This is a genomic window from Clostridium punense, assembly GCF_017874425.1.
GTDB lineage: Bacteria > Bacillota > Clostridia > Clostridiales > Clostridiaceae > Clostridium_J > Clostridium_J punense.
Genome location: NZ_JAGGLL010000029.1, coordinates 1 through 20,147 on the forward strand (window position 1 = coordinate 1; position 20,147 = coordinate 20,147).

The 20,147-nt window shown below is 29.9% G+C and carries 19 protein-coding genes and 1 pseudogene; 7 read left to right on the plus strand and 13 right to left on the minus strand.

The features are described 5' to 3' along the window. Positions 1-93: 93 nt before the first annotated feature. The 3 genes and pseudogenes from J2Z44_RS16040 to J2Z44_RS16050 all read right to left on the minus strand — a co-directional run. Positions 94-921, minus strand: a pseudogene (locus J2Z44_RS16040) (ATP phosphoribosyltransferase regulatory subunit); the annotation flags it as partial. An 866-nt stretch (positions 922-1,787) separates the two neighbouring features. Further along, positions 1,788-2,426, minus strand: a complete 639-nt coding sequence (locus tag J2Z44_RS16045) for a GNAT family N-acetyltransferase (RefSeq protein WP_021285733.1) — start codon at positions 2,424-2,426, stop codon at positions 1,788-1,790. Between the two features lie 51 nt (positions 2,427-2,477). Further along, a complete protein-coding gene (locus J2Z44_RS16050; protein ID WP_021285732.1) occupies positions 2,478-3,551 on the minus strand; it encodes an alpha/beta hydrolase family protein in 1,074 nt (357 codons plus the stop codon). Positions 3,552-3,805: 254 nt separating this feature from the next. Here J2Z44_RS16050 and J2Z44_RS16055 point away from each other — a divergent pair, with 254 nt between their 5' ends. After that, the gene (locus J2Z44_RS16055; protein WP_021285731.1) at positions 3,806-4,639 is read left to right on the plus strand and encodes a MerR family transcriptional regulator; all 834 of its coding nucleotides are present in this window, start codon (positions 3,806-3,808) and stop codon (positions 4,637-4,639) included. A gap of 150 nt (positions 4,640-4,789) precedes the next feature. On the opposite strand, the gene J2Z44_RS16060 is transcribed toward J2Z44_RS16055, so the two are convergent. The 5 genes from J2Z44_RS16060 to J2Z44_RS16080 all read right to left on the minus strand — a co-directional run bounded on the left by J2Z44_RS16060 (position 4,790) and on the right by J2Z44_RS16080 (position 10,847). After that, on the minus strand, positions 4,790-7,558 hold the full coding sequence (locus tag J2Z44_RS16060) for a YidC/Oxa1 family membrane protein insertase (protein WP_209649807.1): 2,769 nt from the start codon (positions 7,556-7,558) through the stop codon (positions 4,790-4,792). Positions 7,559-7,560: 2 nt separating this feature from the next. Continuing rightward, the gene (locus J2Z44_RS16065) at positions 7,561-8,799 is read right to left on the minus strand and encodes a CDP-glycerol glycerophosphotransferase family protein (RefSeq protein WP_021285728.1); all 1,239 of its coding nucleotides are present in this window, start codon (positions 8,797-8,799) and stop codon (positions 7,561-7,563) included. A 116-nt stretch (positions 8,800-8,915) separates the two neighbouring features. Further along, the gene (locus tag J2Z44_RS22095) at positions 8,916-9,605 is read right to left on the minus strand and encodes a CPBP family intramembrane glutamic endopeptidase (protein WP_021285727.1); all 690 of its coding nucleotides are present in this window, start codon (positions 9,603-9,605) and stop codon (positions 8,916-8,918) included. 389 nt (positions 9,606-9,994) lie between these two features. Continuing rightward, positions 9,995-10,255: a hypothetical protein gene (locus J2Z44_RS16075; protein ID WP_021285726.1), complete on the minus strand. Its 261-nt coding sequence runs from the start codon at positions 10,253-10,255 to the stop codon at positions 9,995-9,997. Positions 10,256-10,436: 181 nt separating this feature from the next. Then, a complete protein-coding gene (locus J2Z44_RS16080; protein WP_021285725.1) occupies positions 10,437-10,847 on the minus strand; it encodes a peptide deformylase in 411 nt (136 codons plus the stop codon). 269 nt (positions 10,848-11,116) lie between these two features. On the opposite strand from J2Z44_RS16080, the gene J2Z44_RS16085 reads away from it, so the two are divergent. Continuing rightward, positions 11,117-11,947: a UPF0489 family protein gene (locus tag J2Z44_RS16085; RefSeq protein ID WP_021285724.1), complete on the plus strand. Its 831-nt coding sequence runs from the start codon at positions 11,117-11,119 to the stop codon at positions 11,945-11,947. Positions 11,948-12,188: 241 nt separating this feature from the next. Here the strand turns inward: J2Z44_RS16085 and rlmH are convergent, their stop codons facing one another. The 5 genes from rlmH to J2Z44_RS16110 form a co-directional block, all read right to left on the minus strand. Continuing rightward, on the minus strand, positions 12,189-12,668 hold the full coding sequence (gene rlmH, locus J2Z44_RS16090) for a 23S rRNA (pseudouridine(1915)-N(3))-methyltransferase RlmH (RefSeq protein ID WP_021285723.1): 480 nt from the start codon (positions 12,666-12,668) through the stop codon (positions 12,189-12,191). A gap of 362 nt (positions 12,669-13,030) precedes the next feature. After that, complete coding sequence (locus tag J2Z44_RS16095; protein ID WP_021285722.1) at positions 13,031-13,528, minus strand: SEC-C metal-binding domain-containing protein; 498 nt, start codon at positions 13,526-13,528, stop codon at positions 13,031-13,033. 82 nt (positions 13,529-13,610) lie between these two features. Then, positions 13,611-14,186 (minus strand): GerMN domain-containing protein, encoded by a 576-nt coding sequence (locus J2Z44_RS16100; protein WP_021285721.1) that lies wholly within the window; start codon positions 14,184-14,186, stop codon positions 13,611-13,613. Between the two features lie 23 nt (positions 14,187-14,209). After that, a complete protein-coding gene (locus J2Z44_RS16105; protein ID WP_021285720.1) occupies positions 14,210-14,995 on the minus strand; it encodes an MBL fold metallo-hydrolase in 786 nt (261 codons plus the stop codon). Between the two features lie 42 nt (positions 14,996-15,037). Further along, the gene (locus J2Z44_RS16110) at positions 15,038-16,294 is read right to left on the minus strand and encodes a UDP-N-acetylglucosamine 1-carboxyvinyltransferase (RefSeq protein WP_021285719.1); all 1,257 of its coding nucleotides are present in this window, start codon (positions 16,292-16,294) and stop codon (positions 15,038-15,040) included. A 342-nt stretch (positions 16,295-16,636) separates the two neighbouring features. On the opposite strand from J2Z44_RS16110, the gene J2Z44_RS16115 reads away from it, so the two are divergent. The 5 genes from J2Z44_RS16115 to J2Z44_RS16135 all read left to right on the plus strand — a co-directional run bounded on the left by J2Z44_RS16115 (position 16,637) and on the right by J2Z44_RS16135 (position 20,132). Further along, a complete protein-coding gene (locus J2Z44_RS16115; RefSeq protein WP_021285718.1) occupies positions 16,637-17,182 on the plus strand; it encodes a hypothetical protein in 546 nt (181 codons plus the stop codon). 217 nt (positions 17,183-17,399) lie between these two features. After that, the gene (locus J2Z44_RS16120) at positions 17,400-17,951 is read left to right on the plus strand and encodes a 2'-5' RNA ligase family protein (protein WP_021285717.1); all 552 of its coding nucleotides are present in this window, start codon (positions 17,400-17,402) and stop codon (positions 17,949-17,951) included. A 72-nt stretch (positions 17,952-18,023) separates the two neighbouring features. Then, positions 18,024-18,512 (plus strand): dUTP diphosphatase, encoded by a 489-nt coding sequence (locus tag J2Z44_RS16125; protein ID WP_021285716.1) that lies wholly within the window; start codon positions 18,024-18,026, stop codon positions 18,510-18,512. 92 nt (positions 18,513-18,604) lie between these two features. Next, on the plus strand, positions 18,605-19,036 hold the full coding sequence (locus J2Z44_RS16130; protein ID WP_021285715.1) for a DMT family transporter: 432 nt from the start codon (positions 18,605-18,607) through the stop codon (positions 19,034-19,036). Positions 19,037-19,238: 202 nt separating this feature from the next. Continuing rightward, entirely contained in the window at positions 19,239-20,132 is an 894-nt protein-coding gene (locus J2Z44_RS16135) for a selenium metabolism-associated LysR family transcriptional regulator (RefSeq protein ID WP_209649809.1), read from the plus strand. The last annotated feature ends 15 nt before the right edge of the window (positions 20,133-20,147 follow it).

Sequence of the window (20,147 nt, forward strand, 5' to 3'; positions counted from 1 at the left end):
GAATTATTGTTGTCTTCTTGCAAGTGACACAATATATTTATATCAGGTTTTTTTGTTATCTTCAAAGACTAAATCTCTTTATTACAGGAATACTCTTATAATTTTTAAGTTTATTTCAAACTCTTCATCTTCTACCCCTAATATTGATAACATAGAGCAAACTTTATTTAATTCTTCTACGCCCTCAATGAAATATTCATTACCAATATTAAGTTTTAAAAGCTTTTCTCCTATTTCTTTGCTACTTCCTTTTATATCTAAAACCTTATTAATATACTGAGCTTTTTCAAATCCTATAAGATCCACTAACTCTTTAGAGAAGCTTTCTTTGCCTATCTTATCATATTTATCTATTAAACACATAACCTCATTGACTTCATCTATTTTTATTTCATTTAATAACCCTTTTAAAATTTTTCTATTGCTTATTTGAAATTTATAGTTGCTTAATCCTATTGATTTAAAAGCTTTAGACGCTAAACTTATAACCCAAGCATCATTATCTATACTTAATTTATCTTTGCCGATAACATCTATATCGCACTGGTAAAATTCTCTGTATCTTCCTTTTTGATTTCTTTCTCCCCTATAAACCTTCCCTATTTGATACCTTTTAAAAGGAAAATTTATATCGTTATAATATTGTGCTACATATCTAGCAAAAGGTACTGTTAAATCAAATCTCAAGGCTAGCTTATTTTTTCCTTTTTCAAAGGAATATACTTGTTTTTCTGTTTCTCCACCACCTTTTGCAAGTAGTACCTCTGCTTTTTCTATTATTGGGGTATCTATTGCTAAGCACCCATTTCGCTCATATACCTTTGTTATTTTCGATACTATATCATTAAATACTTGCTGCTCCCTTGGTAATAACTCCATAAATCCTGGTAGTATACTAGGTTTAATTATCTCATTTTTCATTTTACTCACTCCTATATTTTTTTAGATAACAAAAAACCATGTAGGCAAGTATGCTACATGGTTTAAATAAATTATGACTGCGCTTAATTTATCATTACCAGAGATACAAGCCTAACTCCAAATAGACTTGTATCTGCTTTCAAACAGACCAAGTCTCTAGTAATGATGATGTATTAAATTTGCTTTAACAATATTAAGCGTATTCATAAAAATCCTCCTAAAAATATATTAATAAGATTATACAAAGATTATTTATACTTGTCAATTTCACTATTTTACTCTATAACCATTTATTACCTATGATGGGAATCAATATGCTTTAGGTATATTATAATATGATTTAATCTTTCTGATTTTTTATATCTCCCCTACTTTCAAATTATTTTAAATAAAGGTTTCGTATTTTAGTACATTCAAATTTTATAATAAATTATATATCAATCGTATAATCATTGATATGCAATTTATTTCAAAAATAAGATTAATATTATGAGTAAAACCTTAGAAACAACTATTCTCCTTTCAATGAGTGGAAAAGTTCAAGATGCTATTAGTTTTTATAAGAAACATTTAAAGCATATCAATCGCTGATTTAAAAGAAATACAGCAACTCCATGATAGCTTAATTACAGATAAAAGAGTTAGTATAATATACAATTAGCTAGTAATTATTTAGTAAAATATCTGGAATTATTGAAGGTTCATTTAGTATTAAAGTACAATTAAATTTTGATGAAAGATTAAATTAAAAGTTGCTCTTGTAATAAACAATAAAAACTATCTTACAATTATTTTGTTGGAGTTATATTGGTGTAATGAACTTGATGTAAGTCGAATGATGTGAAATATTTACATATACGCCTTACTTATATGTAATATTTATACACAAATCCATTTGTATTATACTCGCAATTAGGAAGTAACTGATTATGAATAGCGTCATGTTTTACAAATCCGTACTTTTCATAAAACTCAAAGTTACAACTTCTATCAGTATATAAAAATATGCATTTTGAGCCATATTTTTTACAGTAATAAATAAAATGATCCATAAGTTTTCTTCCTATTCCAATACCCCTGTAAGATGGCAATAACATAAATAACTCTACTGAAGAATCAAATTGTTTTTTATCTCTTTGTAATCTTTTAAACACTTTGCCTAATTCATTAAGTGTGTTTAGAGTTTGTGCTTTGTTTCCTAATCTATTTGTTAAGATGTAATATGTTGCTTTTATAAATAATGATGATGATCGTATCAACTTATTTAATCTTAATCCTAAACTCACCTTACTATTTACTGTTCCTACTAATAAGCCAACAGCTTTTTCACTTTTATCTACAACCACATAATTATAAGTATAAAGTATTAAAATTGAATCTAATGCCATCTTATAAATTAAAGTTCTATCTTTAGCTTGCGGAAAATACATATGAAAATTCCAAGTTTCCGCCATAACTGATAGGATATCATCATAGTGCTTTTTTTCATACAATTTAATCTTCATTAATATTCTCTCCTTTCTAACTTAGTTTTTTATTCTCATTATGGTTATAAATTACCTTAACTTCTTTTCTTGTTCCTTTAAAAATTGCTCAACTTCATTATAATATTGTTTATGTGCAAGTTCTCTTGGTGCAAATATAGCTGTAAAAAAAGCTTTTACTTTTGAATTTACTAGAGACGCTTTCAACATAAAATGATCCGTATCCGGTATTAATGTAACATTTAAAAGTTCTTGAGATACTTTCTTTTCATATACTTCTTTTGTATTATAGCTATCCACATTTATGTCTCTGCCTCCTAAAAATAGTTTTACCGGGCTATAAAAATGCTTTATATCCTCTCTTGCATCTGATTTATAATTTTTCTTAATAAATGTCCACCTATCTTCTGTAACTATATCTTTCTTCCCTACTGCCACATATTCTTCATAACTTAATCCTTTTTTTATAAGTTCTAACTCAAATTCAAAGTCTTTTTCTTCTTTATCTATTTCTTCCTTTTTAGTCCCTTTTTTCTCCAACTCTTTTAATGTATTATATCTTCCTTGCTCAATCCAATTTATTGCAGGCGCCACTAGAATATTAAAAGCAATATTTTTATTTATTTGGACTATTTTAGGAATAACCCACCCAGCTTGACTTGCACCCCATAGTCCAATTCTATTATCATCAATTTCTGGTAAGGTTTTAACCCACTCAATAGCCTCATTAGCTTCAATAGCTCTATCCTCCATTGACTGCAATAGCCAATTCCCATCTGAACCACCTACTCCAGGTTTACTCCAAGATAAACATGCATAACCTTGTTTAGCCAATTTCTCCCACATAGGTTTGTATTGATCATTGTAAGAAGCATCTGCTGGTCCATCTCCGTGAATAAACACCACTAATCCCATCTTACCTGACACCTCTTTTGGCAAAATCAAAGTTCCCTTTAGAATACCCTTTGTAGTTTTGATATCTACTGATTTTTCTATCATTTGAAAATCATTCTGAACTATAAATATACCTATTAAAATAATCATAACCACAAATAAAGATATACTAATCTTAAGAATTTTTTTCTTCATACTCACATTTATTCCTTTCTTTAGAGGCATAAAACGTGATGAAAGTATTTCTTTCATCCTTATTCCTCACAGTAATTTATATTTTTTCATTATAAATAGTATGTTTTTTATGTAGTTTGTACATAAAAATTGGCTATTATCTATAAAATAAACAATAGCCTGTATAGTAACTTGACAGTCAATACTTTTTTAAAATAAAATGTTTTAAAGAAAAAGTATTATTATATAGAATTTAATAAACAAACTAGCAACTTTAGCGTAGTGAATTGGCTGAAATTTATGTATTTTAACATTTGTGGAGGGTTTAATTTATGAATAACTTTATAGATTCAAATAAATACTTATCTATAGGTATTTTTTCTAAATTATCTGGAATAAGCAGAAAAAATTTAATATATTATGATAACATAGGAATATTGAAACCTCTAATAATAAAAGATAATGGTTACAGATATTATTCCTATAATCAATTAGATGAAGTTAGTATAATCATGACTTTAAAAGAGTTAGGCATTCCATTAAAAGAAATAAAAAGCTATATAGAAGATATATCTCCAAATAATTTACTTAATCTAATCAATAATCAGAAAAAGAAAATACTAGAGGAACTTAATAGATTAAATCAAATGAATTATATTATCGAAAAAAGAACTGATAACATTTCTATAATATCAACTATGAACTGCAATAAAATTTTTTTAGAATATTGTGATGAAGAACTTATATTTTTAGGACCTGAAGCTAAATTTTATAGTGATAATTTGGAAAATGATTTTATTAACTTTCTAAATTATGCTAGCAGTAAAAATTTAGTTTATGGTTACCCATTAGGCGTTTATGCTGATTATGATGATTTATCTTGTAATGAAAATCATAGCTATAATTACTTTTACAAAATCCATCCTAACCTTGAACTTATACAAAAAACAGTAAAACCTTCTGGTTTTTATGTTATAGCATATGATAATAGTTATTTAGCTGATAATATAAATATCTTTTATAAAATAGAAAAGTTTATTAGAAGTAATAAACTTTCTCCTTGTGGAAATATTTATATAGAAAATATTTCTGATGAGATAATAACAAAGGATCCAGATAGGTTTTTTTCAAAAATTTCTGTTAAGGTGACTAAAGCTCCTCTGTAGATGACATTTACTATGTTATTCTTAGTGTATTTTTTCTTCTACCTCAAACATCACTATGGTGAGCCAAAAAGCATAAAGAAAGCTCGGGTGCCATTATAGATTGGGCATCCGAGCCTTTTTATCAGCTATTGAAACTCATGACCAGGCATTTTACTTTTGTGTTGGAAAAGTAGAATTTTCATTTGAAACAGACCAATTATTTTTATTCCTTATATCACTATGAACTTTTAACCAGGTTCCTGGAAGGTAACCATTTCCATTGTTTGTTGATATATCAAATTCAAATGAACCTAATATATACTGTTCCTGGTCATATTTATTATTATTATTAATTTTTTTTCCTGTAAAAGGATTATTGGGATTTTCAATAAGGTCCTTCACTGCAAGTGTTGGCACATCACCATTTGTCATAAATTCTTCTGAAGTTGAAAACTTATTACTATTAAAATCCTTCACTAATAACAACGGATTATAAAGTTCTGCATCATAAAGACTATCCTTACCATCATCCAATATCATGTGGTTCAATTGTTGTAAATCCCTTCCATGATCTGCTACAATAATTATCCTTGTATTATCATACACATTATTCTTTTTCAGATAGTCCATCCATTCACCAATCTTTAGCATAGCTGCCATATTCGTTTGATAATGAATATAATGTTTTGATGTTTCCATTTTTAATGTTTTTCCATCTATAGTATATCGATTTGCATTCTCAGCTTCATATAAAGTATTATCTACATGCTCTGCTGGAACATAATTTGGTTCTTGAAGTAGTATTGGTTCATGAGTCGTATTATTTGTCATCATTAGAAATGTATTCGTGTTATCATTCTTTATTTCTGTCATGCTAGATAGATTTTCTAACGTAGAATACTCATTCATAAAATCTAGATCCATTCCATCTGCAACAAAATTATTTACTAATGTTTGTCCCTCTGCAGCATCTGCGATACTCTTATGGTAATAGTTTCCATCATCATACAATAAAACTTGTCCAAATAAAGGAGCCGTTTTCATAATACTATAACAAAAAAAATTTCTCTTATTATTGACAGACTTAATTACCCTACTCTCTTTAGATGCAAATTTCCCCGACGTATTATACCTATGAATATCTGGATATTCGTCATAAATGGATAAATCCGGTATCCATTGATAATTTGCATAAGGTGGGTCACACACTGTTACATTATAATCATTTTTATCAAACAACACTGGCATAACCTTTAACGCCTCGTTTTGTTTAGATACCAAAGTCTCTGCGTCACGTTTATTTATCTCCATCGGCGTATATTCATACCCTCCAAATAAAGCAGGTGTAGCCAAATTGGTAAATCCTCCGAAAGAAAGTGTATTTGGGTAATAGGTAAATCCTGAAAACATATCCTTCAATTCCGGTTTTTCATTTAAAAAATAAGGAATATATTCATTCATTGCTCTATCCATCATCAATACCACAACATTTTTTCCTGACTTGCTAAGTGAAAAAGAAGGAGCATCTTCCTTGGCCTGTGTAACCCCATCCTTTATTTGAGAAACTGATTCATTTATTTTAACTACATTATAAAATGACATTACACCTAATGCAATTGCACAAATAATTAGAACCTGCGAAACTATTTTCCTACCAAATCGATAAATAACAAACATAATAATAGCTACACCAACGATAGCCGCTAAATTTTGCATTTTTTGCACACGGTCAAAAGACATGCCATTTTCATAACTTAGCGAATTACTTAATATTCCTAAATTTTTTCCAAAGAACATATAATTCAACGTCATTATTCCGCATACTATCCAAACTGCAACATCGAAATATGCTTTGTACTTCTTATTCGTTAACCAATAAAATACCCCCATCCATACAAAAAATGTTCCAATAGAGAAGCACAATGCACTAGAAATATACCATAAAGGATTTACATAATAATGTAGATCCACAAACTCTTGAGGTGAAGCCTTAATAACTGCTGAGGGTATCATGCAACCAATTAAAATAACCATAAATATTGCCCCAGCAAAATATACTTTACGATTTGATTCAATATTTAATGTTTTCAATTCTATCTTACTATATTTTTTTATTACAGAAATAATAAGTGGTGTCATAAATGCAACACCAATTCCTGCAACGCTAATAAATCTTGTTAGGCCTTCTGTATATAAGAACTTTACTGCATAAGTGATTAAAGCTGCTCCTGCAAATGCGAACATAATATTTAAGATTTTCTTTGCATTCTTTAATTTGTAGAAAATAGTTTTTACTAAAGAAAAAATATTGTTCAATGTCCAATAAAAAACTAATCCCGCTGGAGAACTATATAAAAAGATGAAAAAGAAGATTGCCATTAAATACAATTGAGCTTTCGTTTTCATGGGATATCCCTTTGTAAATATTACACAAGACACAAGATTCACTGCAGTCATAATAATTGGTAACAAATTAATATGAAAATTACCAATCGCAATCAATGCATCTGGTGCCCCCAAATCTGCAATAACACCAAATTGTACACCTTGTAATATCTGTAAATGTGATAAAAACTGATACGCAGCAATAAAGAACGGAATTTCCAAAAACAATGAAATTGAGCCTTTGAATACATCCGTTGGTTTGTAATTATTCTGCCTATAAAAGGTTTGCAGAATCATCATTTTTTCGTCGCCTTTGAATGTTTTCTTGATATGAGCTACTCCATCATGAAGTTTTGCTTCCATATCACGCTCTTCCTCTTGCATAGCATCAGCTCTTCGATAAAGAGGCAACACTAAAAAATTCATTGCCAAACTCAATACAATAATTGACATTCCTGGATTATCAATAATCTTATTAGCCATCATATAAATAATCTCAAAAAATAATTGAAGTGGAGATATTAAAATTGTATATAATATATTAGATATTGTCATTTTTATTTATCCTCCTCTTCTTTGGTCAACTGGCTATATTTATTTAGTAACCAGTCTACAGTTCTCTTGGTTCCTTCTCCAAAATACTCCCATGTTTCATTTCGAACTTCTTTACGACCTTTGGCAAACTTCGGATCCTCTAAACACGTATCGATCATTTCTTTTAATGAATCCATTTTCTCTTCTGTTAATTTCACTCCAATTCTTGGAAGTGCTGTAGTAGTCCAAAGATCTTCTTCTAACCACCATGCATCATATGGTGCTTTATCAAATTTTGTATCCGCATAAATAATTGGTTTGTCATAAACCAAAGCAAAATCGAATGTTACTCCAGAAAAATCCGAAATCAATATATCAGAACGTTTCAACACATCAAAATTATCAACATCCCTATTCCATTCTAATTGCTCGGATTCTGGATATTCTTTCATAATCTTACCAATCATATCTTGTTCTGATTCAAATGATTGTGGATGTGGTCTCACAATAACATGATATCCCGTCTTTAAGAGTACTTTTATAATGTCTCCGCCAAACTTACTAAAAATGGCACTTGGTCCCCATGAAGGAGCCAATAGTACTGTTCTATCATGAGTTTCTACCGGATCACTATTCTTCAATCGCTGTACCATTTCATCCATATATGGTAATCCAACTATATGAATATCTTTTTCTGGTAATTGCCTTAACTGTTCCAGCTTTCGCACATCTTCAAGCTGATATTGACTTGATAATAACATTGAATCATAGTAATCAATTCCAAACATTCGATACAATGTTACATCACTTGCTGCATGCAGAATATGCACATAGCATTGTACATCTTTTGATCTTTTCCATTGATAAACATCCAAACCCGGTGTGGTAGATAAAACAATGGTGGCATTTAAAAAGTTAAGCTTTGCGAATGCCACATTATTTTTACCAATAAACTTTCCTTTTACATGTTCATACTGGCACTCAAGAACAGGATCATCTGGCGATGCAGTCATATAAACAATATCAATGCCTCTTCGATCAAATTCCCTACATATAGGTTCAAAAACATTCCAATATCTTTTGTTATCTGAAAAAATTACGTATGGAATTCTTCCAGAATTCGTCTCCACTTTTTTCCCGCCACTTAGAATAAACCGTAGCTTAACCATTGTCATCCGAATCACATATTTAAGTGCTCCAATAATGCCAATTAAAATAGCAAAAAGCATGCTTCCAGTTCCTGGATCAATATAAAATTTCATAATCTCCCTTAACCCCTTACGTTGTTCTTTCTATTATTATTTTTAAAGTAAAATTGTGCATGATACTCAAGTGCACAACTTTTGTTCCCTTTGCATAGCAACGGATATAATGTTTATTAAATAGTCCGCCACTTCCACTTCAATAAAAATGCATAAGAAATATGTAAAACTGATAGTATAATAAAGAAGAATAATACATGATAATTGCTTTTTTCCATATCAAATGAAGTAATATTAATTAGATAATGAACGATTGTCCCTGGAAATATGGATTTATATTGTGACACTAGCACACACAAACACAATCCTATCCCAAAAGCACAAAGCATTTGAATCATAGTATATAAGATATCCGCTCCTTGAAAAATATTCACAATATGAAACATTCCAAACAAAACACTTGAAATAATCATTCCAATCCATTTGTTATCAATCCAACACTTTTCGAAGAGATATACTAACAAATATCCACGAAACAATAATTCTTCTAGAAATACTGTAAATAACATCAGTAAAAACATTATCCAGGAATTCTGTAACATTGTTTGATTTCCTTGCAAATACATATTTGCAAAAGGAAAACTCAATAAAGGTATCAACCAACCAACGTCTTTTTTTCTCCAGTATTTAGGAAAACATATGCCATATACTGATAACCTCTTCCGTTTTTTCAAAAACATATACAAAACAACAATATATAGCATTATTGCAAAGACCGTTAGTATATGATTTTCTCCAAATAATTTAGAATATTTTTCAGAAAAAGAATATATTATTCCATATATCATAATCCATATAACACTCATTTATCACACCATCTTTATACACTAATACATAATTATAACACAAATCCTATATTTGTAAATAAATGTAGATTTTCGTTTTAAAATCTCCTAAAAGTCAAACTATTTGTCGAATTAAATTCTCCTGGAGAATAAAAAGAGGATAAACGAATGCGCTAAATAAGCTTAACACTCCTTTATCCTATATTTTTATGTTAAAATAGGAAATGGAGAAGTCACCGTCGAAAGCACTCCTCCAAATCTGAAAACAAAACTACAAAGTTGTTTAGCACATTAATATCTTCAAATCCGTAATGGATGAATAGGTCGGTTTTGAACGTTTTATCCTCCTAGATTATTGGTGAATTACTTCACTATAGTTAAGGTGGTGGTATTGGCCATAATACTTCTATCTATTCAGCATCAAAATCAATAAAGTATTTTCTCTCTGCTGTATATATGGTGAGAGTTGCTAAATTAATATTATCCTCTAAAATATCCACTCTGTACTCAAACATGATATCATCAGTTTGTTTCTTCATAAATAAGTAGCTTCCTTCTTCTTTATCCTCAGCCTCATCACTTATTTCAGTATAAATTTCTTCACCACTGACTTCTCCAGGATATCCTGACTTTCTTATTTTTTCCTCTATTGCTTTAAAAAACTTTTCCATTTTTTCGCTCTCTTTCTTTTTTTAATACCTGTTTCTGTTTTAATCAAGTATATACTATGTTTCTAAATAACAGTAGCCCTAATCATTATTAATCAATGATCAGAGGAAAACCCCGTTTATAAACCTCACATGGTTCTCAATGGCTTCTATGCTAACATTACTTTATATTTTAATTATTTATTTAAATTATTATACCTTCAAAATGATCCATTTCGTGTTGAATTATTTGTGCTATAAATCCAGTAAACACTTGTTTTTGTTTCTTAAAATTTCTATCAAAATATTCCACTTCTATCTTTTTATACCTCTTTGTTTTTCTAAGGCCAATTAAAGATAAACAACTCTCTTCAGTTTCATAAGTTCCTTCTTTATTTAATATAACTGGATTTATCATAGGCACAATAAGGTTGCCTACAGCAAATACTAATATACGCTTTTTTACTCCAATCATATTACCAGCCAATCCAACACAATTTTCAAGGTTTGCTCTTAATGTATCTATTAAATCATCAATGACTACTATATCATTTTTAGTTGCATCTTCTGATTTTTGTCCTAAAAACAATACATCTTTTATAATAGGTTTTATCATAATTTATACCTCTTATTCAGTTATATTTTTATAAATCATACTATACCATATTTAAAATTAGTACATCAAGTCCTCACCTAGTTGGCACATCAATGATACTTATGGATTTGCCTTTTTAAGAGTTTTCTACAGCTATTTAAACCCAAATGTGATGATAAAAACTTTTTACAACATAATCCTACTCCAAACGACACTTTTCCTTTTATTAAAAATATGATATTCTATATAACGTCGAAACTTGTATGGTGTTTTTAAAGGAGTGATTATCGTTGCAAACAGATAAAGTAATTGAAAAAGTAATAAGAGGAAAGAAAATTTATATTGTAGAGAATCATCACGAAGTTATAATTCCATGGTCAGAATATGCTTCTAGCAATGAATCTGCACCAGTATTATTGACCTTTGACCACCATATGGATACCCGTAGTGCATTTTCCAGGTATTCCCGTAAGGTTGCTGACCTAAAATGGAAATCCGTAAGAGATCAGTTGATAGCAAATGTAGATATAAAGGACTCAAGTATGATTGCCTCATCATTGGACAAGCTTTGTAATGATGAACATATAGATTTTGCATTGCAAACAGGGATGATATCAGATGCGGCAGTATTTAGCATGCTAAATGTAGGTATTTGCAGAGATTATGCCAATAGTAAAATATACTATATAGATCCTTGCCGCACTAGCAGTTCACATGACGATGAGTATCAAATTGATGTATATGATAAGGTAATAGAAGGAGAGGAACTATTGTATAAATTAAATCAGATAAATAATTTTATACCTGATTTTTTTGTCTCCAATAGAATAAATAAGAAATTTATTTTAGATATTGATTTGGATTGCTTCCATACTAAAAAAGCTATCAATGCCGTGGACATGTCTGTCTTTAACTATTTAGTAAATAGTGCAGAAATAATTACTATAGCAACTGAAGGATATTATGTTGAGTTAGAAAAAAAGGACAATGATATAAATGAGGATTATCTTTTAAGAAAGCTATTAGTGCATATAGAAAATGCTATAGAAAAAGCGGAAGGTAATAAAACATTTAAATTCTCTAGGTACAATGACACAGAAGAACTTACAACAGTATCTTAAAGAAGTCCTTGTATTAGGGCCTATTACTACTAAAATCACAAGTGAGGTCAAGGAAAGCTGAGCAAGATTTCAGTAGCATATCAAATTTTTATCTTATGGTTTTCATGAATTCATAAGATATCTGTTGTAAGTTTTCAACATAAAAAAGCATATTATAATTATTTTAACTTTTTATATGATGTATTGGTCTATAAAATCACTCTACCATCAGGTATATCAAGCTTCCAAAGAGAAGCTGCACTTACTTATGGTACGGTTCACCCTTCATTATCCTAAATCCTCTATATATCTGTTCTAGTAGCATTACTCTAAATAATTGATGTGGAAAAGTCATTTTAGAAAAGCATAGTTTATAGTTTGCTCTATTTAGTACCTCCTGAGAAAGCCCTAAGGATCCTCCAATAACAAATACTAGGTCGCTTTTCCCACTTACCCCTAAATCCTGTATGTATGCACTAAATTCCTCTGAAGTTAGCATTTTTCCTTTTAAGTCTAAAGCTATAACAAAACTATTATCTTTTATAGACTTTAGTATTGCTTCTCCCTCTTTATTTTTAATTTGTAATTCTTCTTTTTCTGAGGCATTGTCTGGAGTTTTTTCATCTTGAAGCTCAATTATTGATATTTTACAATATCTTTGAAGTCTTTTAGCATATTCATCTATAGCTTCCTTAAGATATTTTTCTTTTAATTTTCCTACTGAAATTACTGTTATGTTCATAATGTCTCCTTGTGAATTTTCTTTTTATTTATATTTTGTGATTTAACTCAATTAAGTATCTACATTTGTTATAAATTAAAACCTTCCATATTCAACTTGAATTTAATGGTTGCTAATTCTTCTATCCATTGTAATTGTTTTAGTTTTTTACGTTGGGTATATTAAGTTTAAATCACCCTAACTTTACACCTCTATAACCTTATTACTTACTTCCTGATAAATAGTTATTCATCAAGAATGGTATTTATTTAAACCTAATTACCATTCTCTAATCTAAATATATTCAAAAAGTAAAACACTCTTATAAGCTACAGAAAATAAGCTTATAAGAGTGTATAAATCTTAAGAATTACATGGCTACACTATTTACCGCAGCACTTTTTATATTTTTTTCCACTTCCACATGGGCAAGCTTCATTTCTTCCAACTTTGTTTTCATTAACAATAACTTTTGAAGCTCTCCATTCTCTTTGGATTTCTTTTCTCTTTTCTGGTGAGAATATTCCATCCCATTGTGGTAATGAGTAAAGGTAATCTGCTTTAGAATCTAGCATATTGAAATATAACTTTTCAAAGTTAATTTTAATTGCTATTTCTGTATCATTTTCTACCTTTTCAAGATCTAAATCTTGCTCTAAGCTTTCATTGATTCCATCTAAGAATCCCATAAATTGTATATCAGTTACACCATAGCTATTTGCTAATTCACTTAATACACCATTTACTTCTCCAGTATGATTAGCTAATACCTTGCTGTATATGTTAGTTTCAACCTGTGCATATTCTCTCCAGAATGCTGGCTCACCATTTTCTTTAACGAAATTTACAACATAATCCGTCCAGTTAGTATATAAACCCATGTTCTTATCTCCTTTATTATTAAATGTATTACACCTTTGTTAGTTTATTATAATAAAAATACCTACTATTTTCAACAATTACTTATTTTTGAATCTTTATCGTGTCAATGTTATCCTTTGTAAAAGGTTTTGAAATATTATAATTTCCACCTAAGGTTTCTATGTTCTTATTCTCCACAGTAATCATTACTTTTTCTACTGAGGGTAGTTGAGTCAGTGAGTTTGCAACTGCTGATAATAAAGTCTTTTCTTGACCTTCTTTCATTGCAAATTCTGCACTGCTATTAAAATTTACATAGGCAATTCCGTCTTTAATAGAAAAACTTAAAAGTTTAGTTTCTTTAGGTAATACTGGTTTCGTATTACTTGCAACTGCTGGTCCCTTTATAAGTTCTTGAATTATTATTTCACCAACAAGTTCTTCTTTATTAAGAAGTCTTTCTTCCTTTAAAAGATTTTTGTCCTCATCTTTAGCATCGTTAAAATAAAGGTCGATTTGAATAAATCCATCTTTCTCCGAAGGAAACTTACTACTTTTTAGCTTTTCATTGGTTGCAATACTCACCTTGTCCTTGTTACTATCAGTAACTTTTAAGATTATTCCGGCTGTAATAATTGTTAATATTACACTTACTATTATTACTAACTTTTTATTCATAACTTGCTCCTCACTATATTATTTTATAGCTGTGTCACTAAGCTGTGTTTATCTCTACTTGCCATATTTATAGTTACATCCTTGCCAAGGCTTACTGAATTTTCTCTTAACACACTAATTACTGTTTCATAGGCAAGCTCAGGATAATTATTAGTTTTGCTCAAATGCCCTAAATAAATGGTCTTATAATTATCTCCAAGAATATCTAAAATAGCTCTTCCACAGGCCTCATTAGAAAGGTGCCCAATATCACTTAAGATTCTCTTCTTTAGCGGATAAGGATAAGGGCCAAACTTTAACATTTCTACATCATGATTACTCTCTAAAAGTATCACATCTGCATCCTTAAGTGCTTGTTTTACATTTTGAGAAAAGTGTCCTAAGTCTGTAGCAATGCAAGCCTTCCCTTTTGGGGAATGAATTTTATAGCCTGATGGTTTTGCTGCATCATGGGCAGTTTCAAAATTTTCTACAGTTATATCCTTTATTTCTGTGAAATTGCCTTCTATAATTTTAACATTATGCTCTTTAACTTTTCCAATCTTATCAAACATTACTTTCCAAGTTAGTTCATTTGCATATATAGGTATATCATACCTTCTTGATAAAACCCCTATACCTTTTATATGATCTGAGTGCTCATGGGTAACAAAGATTCCATCAATTTCATTTGGATTTTCCTGAATATTTAAGAGCTCATTTTCTATAGACTTCCCTGGCATTCCCACATCTATCAAAACTCTTGCATTTTCACTGCTTACAAAAATACTGTTTCCACTACTACCACTAAATAACGGACAAAATTTCATATTATACTCCTTCTAGTTGACTTTGGTAGAAACACTAAACATTTACTCATATATTCTCTTTATATCTGCCCCTAAAGCTTTGAATTTATTTTCAATGTTTGGATAACCTCTGTCAATATGTTCGATTCCTTCTACAATAGTAGTACCATTTGCAATTAACCCTGCAATAACCATTGCTGCTCCAGCTCTTAAGTCTGTTGCTCTAACTTGAGCTCCAGTTAAAGTTTCCACACCATCAATTATTGCAATTCTTCCCTCAACCTTTATAGTTGCACCCATTTTCTTTAGTTCATCTACGTGTTTAAATCTGCTTTCATATATACTTTCGTTTATAATACTTCTTCCCTCTGCAATAGTTGAAAGAGTACTCATTGGCTGTTGTAAATCTGTAGGGAATCCTGGATAAGGTAGGGTTTTTATATTTACCCCTTTTAATCTTCCCTTAGACTTTATTGTAACTGCATCATCATGTTCTATTACTTCAGCGCCCATTTCAATAAGCTTTGCTGAAATAGATTCCAGGTGTTTTGGAATTACATTGTTTATAATTACCTCTCCACCACAAGCAGCAGTAGCAATCATAAAAGTTCCTGCCTCAATTTGATCCGGAATAGCAGAGTAATTACATCCAGTAAGTTCTTCTACTCCTGTAATTTTTATAGTATCTGTTCCTGCGCCCTTAATATTAGCTCCCATGCTATTTAAAAAGTTAGCTACGTCAACTACATGAGGTTCCTTTGCTGAGTTTTCTAAAACAGTTACCCCTTTAGCTAAGGTAGCAGCTAGCATAACATTAATAGTAGCTCCTACACTTACTACATCAAAGTAAATACTGGTTCCTATTAACTCATCTGCCGTTAAGTTAACAGCTCCATGTTCAATAACAACCTTAGCGCCAAGGGCTTCAAAACCCTTAATATGTTGGTCTATAGGTCTTACCCCTATAGGGCAGCCTCCTGGTAGCTCCACTCTTGCCTTTTTAAATCTAGCAAGTAATGCTCCAAGAAAATAATAAGAAGCTCGCATTTTTCTTACTTCTTCTATATCTGCATTAGTAGTTGTAATCTCTGTGCTATCTATAGTAATGGAGTTTGAAGCCTTCTCCACTTTGCATCCTAAGTACTTTAAAATCTTTTCTATACAATTTATATCTTCAATATTTGGAATGTTATCTACTGTGGAAGTGCCTTTACTTGCTATAATTGCTGCAGGTAATATGGCCACAGCTGCATTCTTAGCTCCATTTATATTAACTTTTCCAAATATAGATTTACCGCCGTTAATTACCAGTTTTTCCATTTAGGTATCATCCTCACTATTTTTTCTCTAATTATCTATATCAACTTGCATAATCTTCTTGTTTCTAGGTCATACATTTTTTATTATATCATATACTCTTGATATTTTAACATTAAATTTAAAATATGCAGCAGGTTTTTTTTGCTAATTAATAGATAATAATAAAAAAGTAATGTTTTTTATTGTAATTATGTTAATGTATTACAATAAAATTCAAATATGTTATAATATCTTATAATCACTTATAGTATCCTATAATTAACAAATCCATAGAGTATTATGAGTAAAATACATTCACTATTATATTATACGTTAATATTATGTTATTTTTGGAGGAAAAATATGAAATATTATTTAGTTGCAGTATTAGACGAGAATTCTTCTGATGATATTGTGGATATACAAAAGAATATAAGTAAAAAATATAAGTTGTTTAAGAATACTCCATGTTTATATATTCCTCTTGGAACTGTTAATAATGCAGAATTTGAAAAACTAGATGAAGTTATTACTAAAATAATTAGTCCCTATAAAAAATTTAAAGTTGGTATAGATAATAATCTAATTCTTAGTGATGAGTTTAACACTGTAAATCTTAAGGTAGAAGATAAGGGATATATAAATAGAATTTGGAGAAATATGTTTGACACCTTAAACTTACATGGTTTTTCTGTTAGGGATTTTAATTCTATTACCTTTAATATTCCTCTTTCTACTGCAAATCATAATATAAGAAAAGCTTCTTCAAACAATGGTCTAATCATTGATAATTCCAAAAGCAAAGGAGACTTTCTTAAATTTGCAAAAATAAACAAAATTGAAATTTGGAAGGCCTTAAACAATAAAAAGGACTCTATTATTAAAACCTATAATTTAAAGGATTACTAAAATTTTTAGTAAATCCTTTATCTCTAAAGGGTTTATTTATCCTATTGTTTTATAATTTTATTTTTTATAGCTTCTTAAGAGTTACTATAACTTCTTAATGAATTTTTCATTTGTAACTTTTAAAAGCCTTGGAGATGTAATCCCATACTCTTGTACAAGTTGAGTGTGACTTTGTTGCTACACCATAAAAATCCATATAGTTATTGGGGGTTTTTTTATGATTTATTACTTAGTGGCAAACTTAGACCCGGTTTCTTATAAACAGGTAGAAATTATTCAAAGAGAGCTTTGTACAAAGTACAAACTGTTTACCACTGATGAAAAGCTTCCTAAGCTTCACATCACTGTAGAAACTATTGATGAGCCTGATTTAAAACTTTTGGATTTATCTATTAAAGAAATTATAAAAAATTTTAAACCCTTTGAAACAGCAACTAATGGGGTAGTTTGTTTTGAGCCCCCTCATAAATCTGTTAATTTAAACTTATTACAAGGTGGGAAGCTACAAGAACTTTCTCACAGCTTGAATTTTGCCCTAGGGAAAAAGGGGTTTAAGGTTAGAGAAGATCTAACCGATTATATACTCCATATTTCTATTGCTAATGCATATTTTTCACAAAATAAGTGGAGTGACTTTGACTATCAGTGTGCTTGTGATATTGCCCATAATATGTGCTACAACATAAAAATCAAGATTGAAACTTTAGAACTATGGAGACCAACAATGGATGAAGGTAATATGGTGGTTTATAATTATAACCTATCATAATTTTAAAATAGATTTTAGGCATCTTTAACTTAATTAATTTTCAGATGCCTTATTAAAAGTGAGGAAAAACAAATGAATTTAAATAAACTTTTTTCAATGCAAGAAATCTTAGATAAAAGAATTGAGACTGAACATAATCTGCAAAATGAAAACTTATTACACAAAAAAGTTCTTGCTCTTTTTGTAGAAATAGGTGAGCTAGCTAATGAAACAAGATGTTTTAAGTTTTGGAGTAAAAAGGGCCCTTCTTCAAGAGAAGTAATCTTAGAGGAGTACGTAGATGGCCTCCATTTTATTTTAAGCATTGGAATTACTAGTGGCTTTACGGATATTTCCCTAAGTCCTTCTACTAATGCTAATAAGGATGCTACTGATGGCTTTTTAAGGTTAAATTCTCTTATTTCAAACTTTTTAAACAGCAGTACAAGGGAAAATTATATTCTGCTATTCAATTGTTTCTTAAACTTAGGAGATGTTTTAGGTTTTAGTGAAAGTGACATTGAAGCTGCATATGTACAGAAAAATGAAATTAACCATGAGAGACAAAATCAAGGTTATTAGAAATCTTTAACTTGTTATTTATTTTCAAAGGCCTTTAATTATAAATATTTACTAATATTTATGGTTAAACTATCCTTGAGGATGGTGATTTTATGTTAGGTATTATTTTCTCCATTGTGGCAGGTGCTGCCATGAGTCTTCAAGGGGTGTTTAACACAAGATTAGGTCAAAAAATTGGACTTTGGGAAACTAGTGTATTTGTCCAAGGCATAGCGCTTATATCCTCATTAGTTGCGGCCTTTGCTATAGGAGATGGTAGTTTTAGAGCTATTAAGGATGCCAATAAATTATACCTATTAGGTGGTGTACTAGGTGCTATTATTACTTTTACTGTTATGCGTGGAATAGGTGCTCTAGGAACTACCTTAGCAATAGCAATTATTTTAGTGGCTCAACTTACTGCCGCTGCAGCTATTGACCACTTTGGATTATTTGGTGCTCAGTGCGTAAGGTGTGGTTTTAGACAACTTCTCGGTGTTGCAATAATGATAGTTGGAATTCTTATTTTTAAATGGAAAAGCTAACAGGCGCTTTTCCATTTTTATTTTAGATTTTTAAAGCAATTTTACATAGAATTTAAATTTAACTTTTATATTTATACTTTTTAAAATATTTTTATTATAATTTTAAATATTCCCTATTGAAAATTGTAATACTTAAAGAGATAATTATACTAGATTTTATATTAGGCATTTGAAAATGCCTTAGTGATTAGGAGTGACATTCATGGATTTTAAGCAATTAGAAGCTTTTATTAGTGTTGCTAAGCTTAGAAGTTTTTCTAAAGCTGCAAATGCTATTTATTTGTCTCAGCCAACAATAAGTTCACATATTTCTAGCTTAGAACGAGATCTTAACATTCAGCTTTTTGACAGAACTTCAAAGGAAGTAAACCTTACCCCTGCTGGAGAATCCTTTCTTCAGTATGCAAATGATATAATAAATACTAGAAATCATGCAATAACTGAGCTTTCAAACTTTAATAACAATATATCAGGAAAATTAAATATCTCAGCTAGTACCACACCTTGTAATTCCATTTTGCCCACTCTTATCAATAAATTTAATGAACTTCACTGTAACGTAAAATTTAATGTGAAGGAACAAGGCTCAGTTGGAATAATAAAAGATATTATTGATTTGAATTGTGAGATAGGCCTTGTTGGGACAAGTATTGATAACCCTAAGATTAAGTGTTATAAAATTATGGAAGATGAGTTGGTTATAGTTTCCAATCCTAAACTTAACTTGCCAGATAAAATAACCATTGATGAACTTTTAAAATATAGCTTCATAATTAGAGAAAAGGAATCTGCTACAAGGCAAACCTTAGAGAGTTCCCTTTCTAACTCTCATATTGATTTAAATAAAATGAAGGTTTTATGCGAAGTTAATACTTTAGATGCTCAGCTAAAATTTGTTAAGCTTGGTATGGGAATTTCTATCATGAGTCGTGGCCTTTGCGAGGAATATTTTAATAGCGGAATATTAAAACTTACCTGCTTAGAGGATATTTGCTTAAAACGTGCCATATATCTAGTAGTTAGCTCTAAGAGAACCTTATCTCCTATTGGAACTGCATTTTTTAATATGTGCAAGGATTTATATAATTTAAAATAATTGTTTAACATTTGA

Excerpts from the sequence above, each read along its gene's own strand:
- J2Z44_RS16060 (WP_209649807.1), bottom strand. The coding sequence starts at position 7,558 with ATGACAATATCTAATATATTATATACAATTTTAATATCTCCACTTCAA.
- J2Z44_RS16110 (WP_021285719.1), bottom strand. The coding sequence starts at position 16,294 with ATGGAAAAACTGGTAATTAACGGCGGTAAATCTATATTTGGAAAAGTT.
- J2Z44_RS16115 (WP_021285718.1), top strand. The coding sequence starts at position 16,637 with ATGAAATATTATTTAGTTGCAGTATTAGACGAGAATTCTTCTGATGAT.
- J2Z44_RS16045 (WP_021285733.1), bottom strand. The coding sequence starts at position 2,426 with ATGAAGATTAAATTGTATGAAAAAAAGCACTATGATGATATCCTATCA.
- J2Z44_RS16050 (WP_021285732.1), bottom strand. The coding sequence starts at position 3,551 with ATGAAAGAAATACTTTCATCACGTTTTATGCCTCTAAAGAAAGGAATA.
- J2Z44_RS16095 (WP_021285722.1), bottom strand. The coding sequence starts at position 13,528 with ATGGGTTTATATACTAACTGGACGGATTATGTTGTAAATTTCGTTAAA.
- J2Z44_RS16125 (WP_021285716.1), top strand. The coding sequence starts at position 18,024 with ATGAATTTAAATAAACTTTTTTCAATGCAAGAAATCTTAGATAAAAGA.
- J2Z44_RS16065 (WP_021285728.1), bottom strand. The coding sequence starts at position 8,799 with ATGAAATTTTATATTGATCCAGGAACTGGAAGCATGCTTTTTGCTATT.
- J2Z44_RS16055 (WP_021285731.1), top strand. The coding sequence starts at position 3,806 with ATGAATAACTTTATAGATTCAAATAAATACTTATCTATAGGTATTTTT.
- J2Z44_RS16120 (WP_021285717.1), top strand. The coding sequence starts at position 17,400 with ATGATTTATTACTTAGTGGCAAACTTAGACCCGGTTTCTTATAAACAG.
- rlmH (WP_021285723.1), bottom strand. The coding sequence starts at position 12,668 with ATGAACATAACAGTAATTTCAGTAGGAAAATTAAAAGAAAAATATCTT.
- J2Z44_RS16105 (WP_021285720.1), bottom strand. The coding sequence starts at position 14,995 with ATGAAATTTTGTCCGTTATTTAGTGGTAGTAGTGGAAACAGTATTTTT.
- J2Z44_RS16100 (WP_021285721.1), bottom strand. The coding sequence starts at position 14,186 with ATGAATAAAAAGTTAGTAATAATAGTAAGTGTAATATTAACAATTATT.
- J2Z44_RS16130 (WP_021285715.1), top strand. The coding sequence starts at position 18,605 with ATGTTAGGTATTATTTTCTCCATTGTGGCAGGTGCTGCCATGAGTCTT.
- J2Z44_RS16080 (WP_021285725.1), bottom strand. The coding sequence starts at position 10,847 with ATGATAAAACCTATTATAAAAGATGTATTGTTTTTAGGACAAAAATCA.
- J2Z44_RS22095 (WP_021285727.1), bottom strand. The coding sequence starts at position 9,605 with ATGAGTGTTATATGGATTATGATATATGGAATAATATATTCTTTTTCT.
- J2Z44_RS16075 (WP_021285726.1), bottom strand. The coding sequence starts at position 10,255 with ATGGAAAAGTTTTTTAAAGCAATAGAGGAAAAAATAAGAAAGTCAGGA.
- J2Z44_RS16135 (WP_209649809.1), top strand. The coding sequence starts at position 19,239 with ATGGATTTTAAGCAATTAGAAGCTTTTATTAGTGTTGCTAAGCTTAGA.